The organism is Streptomyces sp. NPDC002845 (assembly GCF_053591955.1).
The window spans coordinates 1-1,471 of record NZ_JBSFUU010000239.1; the positions used below are offsets into that span (position 1 = coordinate 1).

Genomic DNA, 1,471 nt, shown 5'->3' on the forward strand with positions numbered 1-1,471 from the left:
TTATTTATTAACCCCCCTTGTTTTCATTGTGCCACGTCGCTCTTGTTCACCACGGGTCCGAGACGCTGTCCCTACACTTCGGGGTTGGGTTGGGGGGCCACCACGTGGGCAAGCGGGAGGGCCCCCACACCACGGACTGTACCGACCGCCTCCCTCCCCGGCCACCGGGCACTGCCCGCCTCTGAAACCGCAGTTGAGGAGCGAGATGGCCGCCTTCACCCGCAAGCCCGTCCATGACGGCTACGACGAACTCGGCAGCGAGAACACCCCCGGCGAGGACTACTGGATCCTCGCCGACGGCCGCAACATCGGCACCACCTGGTACTGCAGCGCCGACTATGCCCGCGACGGCGAGCGCTGGGCATCCGACGGGCCGGCCGGATTCTCCATGGGGCACCGCACCCGCGAAGACGCCGAACAGGCGCAGGCTGACGCCTACCTGGCCGACCCGAGCGTGGTCATCGACCTCACCCCGGAGGCGGCCCCCGCACAGTCCGACCTCGCCCCGCTGCCCATGACCTACGAGCAGGCCCTCGCCGAAGCCGAGCGGCGCGTCCAGGTGCAGCGACCCGGCCCTGATGGCGGCGCTCTGCGACGCGCCCCTGCGGACCCTCGTCGGCGCCGTCGCCCCGCAACTCGTGTGGGAGGGAGCGCAGAAGAAGGGGCTGACCTCGAAGGAACTGCTGCGCCTGTGCCGCACCGACGCGATCGCGGTGTCCGAGCTCATGTGGCTCTGACACCGCCCCGCATCGACCTGGCCAAAACGCGAGACACCTCGGACGCACCAGGGAGGGACCCCGTGAACTAGCAAACGAAGGCTGGCGCAGCCGCCGAACTCGCTCTCGACTGCGCCGCGATCGACGCCTGGAACACCTACAACGACGGCACACAGAAGCCGCTGCTTACCGTGGCACTGCCGTATAAGACCGCCCGCCGGTCGGCCGCCCATCACGAGGCCGGGAGGGACGGCGCGGCCCCGCCCAGGTGGTAGTACACGGGCGGGGCCAGGGGGGTGGCCTCCACGGGGGTTGGAGGATCACCGCCGTCACAGCATTGCACTGGATTCGGCCAGGCAACAGGGTTGTGACTGGAATCAGTCGCATGACGGGTACGGGTACGTACCCGTACCCTTGAGGGATGGGAAGGAGCACGACGATGTCCGATGCCAACGTCCGCATCCCCGAGGAAGCCAAGGACCGGCTGGCCGCTATAGCTGCCGCTGAGGGGCTGTCGCTGCGCGCATATCTCGCTCGTCTTGCTGAGACGCTGCTGACTCCGGCCGAGCGTGCCGAACGGGCGGACAAGGCCCTGGCCGCGCTGAAGGAGTGGAACGGCTACGTGCCGACCGCTGCCGAGGAGCAGCCCTTCGGGCAGGTCGGGCAGGATCCGGGCGATCATCCGCTCGGCCAGGCGGGGCTTGGTGGCGAAGGCCACGGTGTCGGGGATGCGCGCACTCCGGCAGCGCTCCCGG

The 1,471-nt window shown here is 69.0% G+C and carries 1 protein-coding gene and 1 pseudogene; both read left to right on the forward strand.

Annotated elements, in window-relative coordinates; genetic code table 11:
- Positions 1-205 precede the first annotated feature (205 nt).
- Positions 206-808 (forward strand): hypothetical protein, encoded by a 603-nt coding sequence (locus tag ACWD3C_RS48595; RefSeq protein WP_451155251.1) that lies wholly within the window; start codon positions 206-208, stop codon positions 806-808.
- A 347-nt stretch (positions 809-1,155) separates the two neighbouring features.
- A pseudogene (locus ACWD3C_RS48600) lies at positions 1,156-1,362 on the forward strand (hypothetical protein); the annotation flags it as partial.
- Positions 1,363-1,471 lie beyond the last annotated feature (109 nt).

Excerpts from the sequence above, each read along its gene's own strand:
- ACWD3C_RS48595 (WP_451155251.1), top strand. The coding sequence starts at position 206 with ATGGCCGCCTTCACCCGCAAGCCCGTCCATGACGGCTACGACGAACTC.